We start from the raw sequence: 8,097 nt of genomic DNA, 5'->3' as shown, positions 1-8,097 counted from the left end.
CAGATCCTGACCACGGCGATCAGCGGCCCGCTCAAGGGAACTCAGCTGCAGCCCGTACCGCTGACCCATACCAGCTGGGTCGATTGGCGCCGCCGCCACCCCGCCACCGAGGTGTTGTCCACCGACATGGGTTTCCAACGCGACTACGCCCGTGATCCCTATGCCGGCTACGACCGCATCCAGCGCCTGATGTTCGACGTGCAGCACCGCGACGACCGGTTCCCACTCAAGGAATGGGTGCTGGGCGTGCAGGTCAACGGTGTGCCCAAGGCGTATCCGTTCAGTGCCCTGGCGCGCACGGTCGATGCGCGCGGCGAGTTGCCGGACATGGTGGGCGGAAAGAAACTTCGCATTCGCTACGACCGCGCCCACGGTACCGCCGAGGCCTTCGATGACCAGGGGCGCCTGCTGCCCGGCACCATGGCTTACTGGTTCGCCTGGGTCGCGTTTCACCCGAAAACCGAGGTGCTGAGTGCACCGTAGCCGAATCCGGGGAAAGCAGCGACGCTGCTGAACAGCGATCGCGCTGGCCTGCATCGTGCTGATCGCCTTTGCTGCGCACCGGGCAAGCCTGTGCAACCTACGCGCCGTGGCAGAGGTCTCAGCAACTACCACAACCATGCGTTTGCCACGCGGGTCGATGAGGTCTTCGCGGCCTACCGTGTTGATGAGATGGCCTGATCGGCGGTCGCTCGCGATCGCCACTTCACCGCCACATTCGGCCGCTGGATTCGGCTGCCCCGCCACCGTGGAACCCGCGTTATGGAAGGAGAGCATGTTAGGAACGGTGGTCTGGGTGCTGTCGCTACACGACACGTGGAGGGGCGGCGAGTCTTCCTCCCGTCGAACTCAGGGGGTCTCGAAGGTGCCAACTTACCAACTGCCACATCACCAACAACTGGCGAGGCAAGCCATTGCTGAGCCGGCAAATCGTGGTCAATCTGATTGGCGGCGTCACCACCCAATCGGGCTTGCGCGTTCGCGCCGAGCTCGATGCGCCGCGGCGGCATTGAAGTGCCTGCGTTTGATCGCTGGCATGATCGCCGGCGACGGGCGCGGCGGCTTCGTCGGCCGCGGTTTCTACTGCCCGCCCCTCGCACTGTTCGAGCGCGCGATCGATGCACTGGCCGAGACGAACTGACGCGGGCCGAGACGCCCATCGCAGATCGAAGCAAGCGGGGGGATTCGCCACGCTGGCTCAACCCGCGTCCATCACGACACCATGCCTCACCCGTGCACGATAGAGCGCCGTTCTGGTGCTTCTTCGTCCCCCAGCCCCAGCAAATCCTTTCAGACTGTGCCGCGGCGTCTCCCGCCGAAGCACGATGCTGTGCTCCAGAGTGCGCAGGTGCGCGTCCATCAGTTCGACCGCCGCTTGCGCCTCTGCGCGCTCGATGCAATCCACGATGCGTTCATGCTCGTCGTGTTCGCACGCCGCATTGCCCGGCGGCTCGTACAGCGCCGCGATCAGCGCGCAGCGCGCAGCGCGACACGGTCTCCTGCAGGTAGCGCTGCCGGATCGGGTTGCGCGCCAGTGCCGCGAGGCGCAGGTGAAAGCCGCTGGCCAGGCGCATCCACGCGGGCTGGTCGTAGCTGTGCATGACCTCATGCTCCAGCAGCACCGGTGTCGCAGCTCGGCGAGGTCGGCCGCGGTCGCGCGTGGGCACCGCGACGAAGGCGCCGCGGTCCGGATGCAACTGCACGATGTGGTCGTGCGCGAGCCTTTGCAGCACCTGCGCACGACCGACCGGCCGACCTTGAAGATTTCGCACAAGGAGGCCTCGGGCAGCTTGGTGCCGGGGACGAGGCGCTGGTTCATCACGCCGTCGAACACGGCCTGGTAGATGCGCGTCTCGATGTCGCCGCTGACGGCCGACGTACCGCTCGCTTGCTCCGGGCCACTGCTTCGAGGTGTAGGCTCGGATCGGTGGCGCGGTAGCAGCTGTGGCTCCGGAGGCGGCATGCCGTCCGCGCCATGAACGGCCCGCGTGGATGGCGATGGCCGCAGCGGCATGGTCAAGCCAAAGCCTCGTGCAGGCGGGCCGCGAAGCGGATCAGGGCAAGGTCGCTGCCCGCCGGCCCGAGCAGCGAGATGCCCAGGGGCGCGTCCGCCGGTGCGGCGACGGGCAGGCTCACCTGCGGCAGGCCGGCGATGCAGGCGATGCAGGCGATGGCCATCGTGCGCAGCCGCACCGGATCGACCTGCAGCACAGGACCGATCCCGCGCGAACGGTCGCGTTGATAGCCGCCCTCGAGATTGCTCCTCGTCGTCAGAACGAGCTTTTCCGTACCGCCAAGAAAAAAGCACCGAGCGTCTCCGCTAAGTGCTTGTCTTCACTACCGATTTGGTAGGCGCGATTGGACTCGAACCAACGACCCCCACCATGTCAAGGTGGTGCTCTAACCAGCTGAGCTACGCGCCTGAATAAGGGCGAAATTCTAGCATGGCAAAAGCGAGTTTCTAGCGCCGCCGCGCACTGCGCACGCCGTCGATGCGGCACACGGAAGCCAGCACCGCCTGCAGGCGTGCCGAGTCGGTGACCTCGACCGTGAAGCTCATCCATGCGCTGCCCTTGAGGCTGCGCGTCTGCACGCCCACGACGTTCATCTTCTCCTTGGCGAACAGCTCGGAGAGGTCGCGCAGCAAGCCCTGCCGATCGGCCGCCTCGACGATCACGTCCGCCGGGTAAACCGCCGACTCGCCGACGCGTGGACTGCCCCAGGCGACGGGAATCACACGCTCCGGAGTACGCCGCGCCATCTGCCGAAAGTTCGCACAGCTCGCGCGGTGGACGGCCACGCCCTTGCCGCGCGTCACGTAGCCCCCGATGATGTCGGGCGGCGCCGGCTTGCAGCAGCGCGCAAGCTGGGTCAGCAGCGACTCGACGCCGACCACGAGCACGCCGCCTCGGGGCGTCGCATCGCCGCGCGGTCCTCGGCTCAGGCGCTGGGTGAGCAACTCGTCGGGGTCGAGCTGCGGCTCGGGCGGGCGCAGCAGGTTCTCGATGTTGCGCAGCGAAAATTCGTCCTTGCCGACCACCTCGAACAGCGCATCGGCGGTGCGAAAACCGAGCTGGCTCGCCAGGTCTTCCAGCTTGATGGCGGTGCGGCCCTCGCGTTGCAGGAGTTTCTCGACCGCCTCGCGGCCGCGCGCGATGGTCTGCTGCTGCGACAGCGCGTTGAACCAGGCGCGCACCTTCGTGCGGGCGCGCGAGCTGCGCAGGTAGCCGAGTTCGCCGTTGAGCCAGTCGAGCGACGGCCCGCCCTCCTTCGCCGAAACCACTTCGACGGTCTGCCCGCTCTGGAGCGGGGTGTTGAGCGGCGCCATAGCGCCGTCGACACGCGCGCCGCGGCATCGGTGACCGAGATCGGTGTGCAGCGTGTAAGCGAAGTCGACCGGCGTCGCACCTGTCGGCAACTCGATGATCGAGGCCTGCGGCGTGAAAACATAGATGCGATCGTCGAACAGGCCTTCGCCGGTGCCGGCGCCGCCGGCGCCTCCCGGCTCGGTCACGACTTCGCGCTCCCAGGCAAGCAACTGACGGAGCACCGCCTTGCGCGCCTGCGCCACCTGGTCCTCGAAATCGCCGCCGGCGCTCACGCCCGCATAGCCGCGCGCGCCGGCCTCCTTGTAGGCCCAGTGCGCTGCCACGCCGCTCTCGGCATGCTCGTGCATCTGCACGGTACGGATCTGGATCTCGATAGCGCGGCCCCGCTCGTCGAGCGCCACGGTGTGCAGCGACTGGTAGCCGTTGGGTTTCGGCCGCGCGATGTAGTCGTCGAAGGCCTCCGCAACAGTGCGCCAGAGCTGCTGCACGCGGCCGAGCGCGGCGTAGCAGCCGGCCACGTCGTCCACAATGACGCGCAGCGCGCGCACGTCCAGCACTTCGTCGAATGCGAGCTGCTTGCCCTGCATCTTTTTCCAGATGCTGTAGAAGTGCTTGGGCCGGCCTTGCACCTGTGCGCGCAGCCCAGTGGCGTGGAGCGCAGCTTCGAGCCTTCGGCGCGCCGCCTCGACCTCCTGCTCGCGTTCGACGCGCTTTTCGCCCTGCAGGCGGGCGATGCGCTGGTACTCGTCCGGCTGCAGGAAGCGAAACGCCAGGTCCTCGATCTCCCACTTGATCTGCCAGATGCCCAGGCGGTTGGCCAGCGGCGCGAACACTTGCGCCGATTCGCGCGCCAGCGCCTTCGGGCAGGGCAGCTTGCTGGCCGCATGCCAGCGCAGGGTCTGCAGGCGGGATGCCAGGCGCAGCAAGACGACGCGCAGGTCACGCGAGAAGGCGAGCAGCATCTTGCGCACGCGCTCGATCTGCGCGGCCTGCTGTGCGGCATCGAGCGCACCTTCGTCCATCGCCTCGCGCGCATTGCGCTGGGCCTGCACCAGCTTGCGGGTATGCGTGACGAGGCTGGCGTAACTCTCGCCGAAGGCCTTGGCGATGACGTCCTCGGGCCGGGCCAGATAGTCGCCGGCGTAGACCAGGTAGGCGGCAGCGCGCATCGATGGCGCGGCACCGATGGCCTGCAGGATGGCAGCCAGGCCGTCGGCGTGAGCGAGCGCGTTCTCGCCGGTGTCGAGTCGTGCCGTGGCCAGAAGCGGCTCGGCGAAGGCACGCGCACGGGTGAGCACCGCGGCCTCGAGTTGCGCAGCGTCCTCCGGGGTCGCAGCAGCGGGCTCGGGGCCCTCGCCCGCCACGCCGGCCAGTTGCACGATCGGAGCCGCGCTGGAGGCGGCGTCCGCAAGACCGGTCTTCATGGCAAGCCGAGGAACTCCCGCACCAGCGCCACCTGGTCGTCGGCCACCAGGGTCGGGGCATGGCCGACGCCGGGCAGCTCGACCAACCTCGCCCTGGGGCCCCGCTCGGTCATGGCTGTGGCGGTCTCGCGCGAAAGCAGGTCGGAGTCGGCACCGCGGACCACAAGCGTGGGGCACGAAAGCGAGTCATAGCGCTGCCACAGCGCTGCCTCGCCGAGGGCGGTGAGCTGGGGCGTCGCGGCCTTGAAGGGCAGTGCAATGCGCGTGTCGTAGTGGGAGACGAAGCTTTTGCCCTGTTCGTCCTCGATCTCGCGCAACTGCGGCCGCGTCAACGCCAGCCATTGTTCGCGGCTGTGCGGCCCGAAGCCCTGCGAGATGCTCCACAGGTAGTCGGCCGCCTCGTCCACGCTGGCGTAGCGCTTCGGCACGCCGACGTAGCTGCCGATGCGCTCGATCGCCTCGGCGCGCAGCGTCGGGCCCACATCGTTGAGCAGCAGGCGGCCGACCAGTGACTTGCCATCGCCGTCGCGCAGCGCGGCCAGGCTGAGCCCGATCAAGCCGCCCATCGAGGTACCGACCCAATCGACCTGCCGCACGCCCAGCCGGGCGATGAGCGCGACCATGTCGGACACGTACGTCGGTATGCCGTAGGCCATGGGCTCGATCAGCCAGTCGCTGCGGCCGCGGCCTGCCACGTCGGGGCAGATCACGCGGCAGTCTGTGGCCAGCGCGCGCGCAAGCGTGTCGAAGTCGCGCCCTTGGCGGGTCAGGCCGTGCACGCAGACCACCACGCGCGGGTTGCCGCGCTCGCCCCACTCCCAATACGCGATGCGGTGCAGGCCGCCGGCGTCGAGGCACTGAACGAAGTCGAGGCGGGGTTCGGTCATGACAAGGTCCTCATTCGGATAATGATGCTAACCAACGCAAGCAACGAAAGGACCCAGCATGCTCAAAGGCAAGACCGCCCTCGTCACCGGCTCCACCAGCGGCATCGGCCTGGGCATCGCGCTCGGCCTGGCGCGCCAGGGCGCCAACGTGATCCTCAACGGCTTCGGCGACAGCGACGGCGCGCAGGCTCAGGTGCGCGAGGCGGGGCAGGCCCACGCCGGCCGCGTCGGCTACCACGGCGCCGACATGAGCAATCCGGCCGAGATCGAAGCCATGATGGCGTTTGCGGCCAGCGACTTCGGCGGCGTCGACGTCCTCGTCAACAACGCCGGCATTCAACATGTCGCCGCCGTCGAGGACTTTCCCACGGCCAAGTGGGACGCGATCATCGCGATCAATCTCAGCTCGGCCTTTCACACGACACGTCTGGCCATACCGGGCATGCGGGCGAAGAACTGGGGCCGCGTCATCAACATCGCTTCGGCGCATGGTCTGGTGGCCTCGGCGGCGAAGTCGGCGTACGTGGCGGCCAAGCATGGCATCGTCGGCTTCACCAAGTCGGTCGCGCTCGAAACGGCCACGAGTGGCATTACCGTCAATGCCATCTGTCCCGGCTGGGTGCTCACACCGCTGGTGCAAAAGCAGATCGACGAGCGCGCTGCCCGCCAGGGCCTCTCGGCCGACGCCGCCGAAAAGGACCTGCTCGGCGAAAAACAGCCCTCGCTGCAGTTCACCACGCCTGAGCAGCTCGGCGAGCTGGCGGTCTTCCTGTGCTCGCCCGCTGCGGCCAACGTCAAGGGCGTGACCTGGGCGGTGGACGGCGGATGGACGGCGCAGTAGCGAAGAGCCCGCCGGCGCCGCCCCCATCGGAGTTCCCTCCTCCGGTGGATGGCAAACCGCGATCCGTCGCCGACTATTGCCGGGTTCGACACACCGGAGACGGCCATGAACCTGCAAGAGCGCGACATCGGGGACTTTCGCATCTACGCCGGCGCGATCGACGGCCCGCGTGGCGGCTACACCGCCGCCGTCGAAGTGCATGAAATCCGCGGTCCCGGCCAGGCGCCGCGCCGCGTGTTCAGCAGTGATCGCCTTTCCGGCGGCCACCGCTTCACAGGGCCCGAAGAGGCGCTGAAGCACGCCATGGGCATCGGCCGGCAAGCGATCAGGCTCGATCAGGGGACGCTCACTCGCTGAATCGCATTCGGCTCACGCCGGCCGGGCGGGGCCTTGTGCCATCGACCAGCGCAAGGCAGCCGGCCGGTCGAAGCGGCGCCAGCTTGCCGGGTCCTGGGCCAGCCGGTCAGCCAGGGCGAGCAGCCCCAGCGGGTTCACGCCGAGACCCACGTGGCTGGCGAACACCTCGATGTTCTCGGTGTGCGCCGCTTCCTCGTTGAGGCTGCACGGCTTCTGGCCGCTCGCGAACTCGAAGAAGCGCCATGCGTGGTTGGCCATGCTAGCCGGCCACGCTGGAGCGCGCTGTCGAGAGAGCCAGCGTCTCGTTGGCGACCAGCGCGCCGAGCACGAGTGCGCCGCCACTGAGCGCCGAGACCGCCGGTCGCTCGCCGGCGCCGAGCCAGACCCAGGCCACCCCGAACAGCACTTCCAGCAGCGCGAGCAGTGCGATCTCGGGCGCGGGCAGTACCCGGCTCAGGTGGACGACCAGAAGACAGGGAATCGCCAGTTGCACGACGCCCAGCACCGCCAGTAGCCCCAGATCGTGCGCATTGGCCTGCAGCGGCCAGGCCAGCGGCAAGCTCACGGCGGCCGACAGCAGCGCGCCGATGAGCACCGCGGGCAACATGTCCGGCAGGTCGGCGGCAGCGGCATCGTCGGGATCGCCCGACCCATGGCCGATGTGCTGCAGAACCGTCCAGTTCACGGCCGCGGCCAGCGGCACGGCCAGCGCAACCAGTGTGCCGACCAGCGAGGCGCCAGGGCCGCCGATTTCGCTGCCGAACATCCAACCGATGCCGGCGCCCGCGAACGCGATGGCGACCCAGGTGCGCGCAGGCAGACGATGCCGCAAAAAGACCCGCGCGAACAAGGCGGTGACCAACGGAGCGATCGCCATGCTGATCAGCACGTTGGCCACCGTGGTGAGCGTGATCGCCACCATGAAGGCGGTGAACATCACCGCCCAGCACAGCGCCGACAACCACAGCGGCCAGGGCGCACCGAGCAGTCCGCGCCACAAGGCCGTTCCGCGCATGAGGCTCAAGCCCGCAGCCAGCGCCAGCGCGTTGAACAGACTGCGCCAGAAGGTGACTTCGAAGCTGCGCGCCGCATCCAGATGGCGCGTCACCACACCGGCGATGCTCCACATCAGCGTCACCAGCACCATCAGCGCAACCGCACGGCGATGAGTCATCGATCTTCGAAGAACCGCGCAGCGGCCTGGATGTGAGTCTCGCTAGAACTCCAGGTTGGCGGGGGCAGGAGGTGCACTACAACCC

The 8,097-nt window shown here is 68.2% G+C and carries 11 protein-coding genes, 1 tRNA gene and 1 pseudogene; 5 read left to right on the top strand and 8 right to left on the bottom strand.

Features of this window, described 5'->3' with window-relative positions:
• Both H0W38_RS11135 and H0W38_RS11130 read left to right on the top strand, forming a co-directional pair.
• Positions 1 to 483, top strand: a 483-nt coding sequence (locus tag H0W38_RS11135; RefSeq protein WP_292453898.1) for a DUF3179 domain-containing (seleno)protein, incomplete at its 5' end; no start/stop codon positions are given.
• Between the two features lie 398 nt (positions 484 to 881).
• Positions 882 to 995 (top strand): annotated as a pseudogene (locus H0W38_RS11130) (hypothetical protein); the annotation flags it as partial.
• Between the two features lie 203 nt (positions 996 to 1,198).
• Here H0W38_RS11130 and H0W38_RS22085 read toward each other — a convergent pair.
• Positions 1,199 to 1,459: an FCD domain-containing protein gene (locus H0W38_RS22085; protein ID WP_367161930.1), complete on the bottom strand. Its 261-nt coding sequence runs from the start codon at positions 1,457 to 1,459 to the stop codon at positions 1,199 to 1,201.
• A complete protein-coding gene (locus H0W38_RS22080; RefSeq protein ID WP_367161932.1) occupies positions 1,413 to 1,703 on the bottom strand; it encodes a hypothetical protein in 291 nt (96 codons plus the stop codon). The genes H0W38_RS22085 and H0W38_RS22080 overlap by 47 nt, the downstream gene beginning before the upstream one ends.
• Between H0W38_RS22080 and H0W38_RS22075 the strand changes: the two genes are divergently transcribed.
• A complete protein-coding gene (locus H0W38_RS22075; protein WP_367161928.1) occupies positions 1,692 to 1,844 on the top strand; it encodes a hypothetical protein in 153 nt (50 codons plus the stop codon). The two genes, H0W38_RS22080 and H0W38_RS22075, sit on opposite strands and share 12 nt — an antisense overlap.
• Before the next feature lie 172 nt (positions 1,845 to 2,016).
• Here H0W38_RS22075 and H0W38_RS11120 read toward each other — a convergent pair whose 3' ends face one another.
• The 4 genes from H0W38_RS11120 to H0W38_RS11105 all read right to left on the bottom strand — a co-directional run bounded on the left by H0W38_RS11120 (position 2,017) and on the right by H0W38_RS11105 (position 5,640).
• Complete coding sequence (locus H0W38_RS11120) at positions 2,017 to 2,211, bottom strand: hypothetical protein (RefSeq protein WP_292453896.1); 195 nt, start codon at positions 2,209 to 2,211, stop codon at positions 2,017 to 2,019.
• Positions 2,212 to 2,346: 135 nt separating this feature from the next.
• A tRNA-Val gene (locus H0W38_RS11115) sits at positions 2,347 to 2,423 on the bottom strand.
• Between the two features lie 38 nt (positions 2,424 to 2,461).
• On the bottom strand, positions 2,462 to 4,753 hold the full coding sequence (locus H0W38_RS11110; protein WP_292453893.1) for a bifunctional (p)ppGpp synthetase/guanosine-3',5'-bis(diphosphate) 3'-pyrophosphohydrolase: 2,292 nt from the start codon (positions 4,751 to 4,753) through the stop codon (positions 2,462 to 2,464).
• Positions 4,750 to 5,640 (bottom strand): alpha/beta hydrolase, encoded by an 891-nt coding sequence (locus H0W38_RS11105; RefSeq protein WP_292453891.1) that lies wholly within the window; start codon positions 5,638 to 5,640, stop codon positions 4,750 to 4,752. The genes H0W38_RS11110 and H0W38_RS11105 overlap by 4 nt, the downstream gene beginning before the upstream one ends.
• A gap of 58 nt (positions 5,641 to 5,698) precedes the next feature.
• Between H0W38_RS11105 and H0W38_RS11100 the strand changes: the two genes are divergently transcribed.
• A complete protein-coding gene (locus H0W38_RS11100) occupies positions 5,699 to 6,481 on the top strand; it encodes a 3-hydroxybutyrate dehydrogenase (protein ID WP_292453888.1) in 783 nt (260 codons plus the stop codon).
• 105 nt (positions 6,482 to 6,586) lie between these two features.
• The gene (locus tag H0W38_RS11095) at positions 6,587 to 6,838 is read left to right on the top strand and encodes a hypothetical protein (protein WP_292453886.1); all 252 of its coding nucleotides are present in this window, start codon (positions 6,587 to 6,589) and stop codon (positions 6,836 to 6,838) included.
• Positions 6,839 to 6,850: 12 nt separating this feature from the next.
• On the opposite strand, the gene H0W38_RS11090 is transcribed toward H0W38_RS11095, so the two are convergent.
• Positions 6,851 to 7,096: a hypothetical protein gene (locus tag H0W38_RS11090; RefSeq protein ID WP_292453884.1), complete on the bottom strand. Its 246-nt coding sequence runs from the start codon at positions 7,094 to 7,096 to the stop codon at positions 6,851 to 6,853.
• 1 nt (position 7,097) lies between these two features.
• Entirely contained in the window at positions 7,098 to 8,012 is a 915-nt protein-coding gene (locus tag H0W38_RS11085) for a DMT family transporter (protein WP_292453882.1), read from the bottom strand.
• Between the last annotated feature and the right edge of the window lie 85 nt (positions 8,013 to 8,097).

Source organism: Methylibium sp., from assembly GCF_013817365.1.
Classification (GTDB): Bacteria; Pseudomonadota; Gammaproteobacteria; order Burkholderiales; family Burkholderiaceae_C; genus Methylibium.
This window is presented reverse-complemented; position numbering and strand designations above follow the sequence as displayed.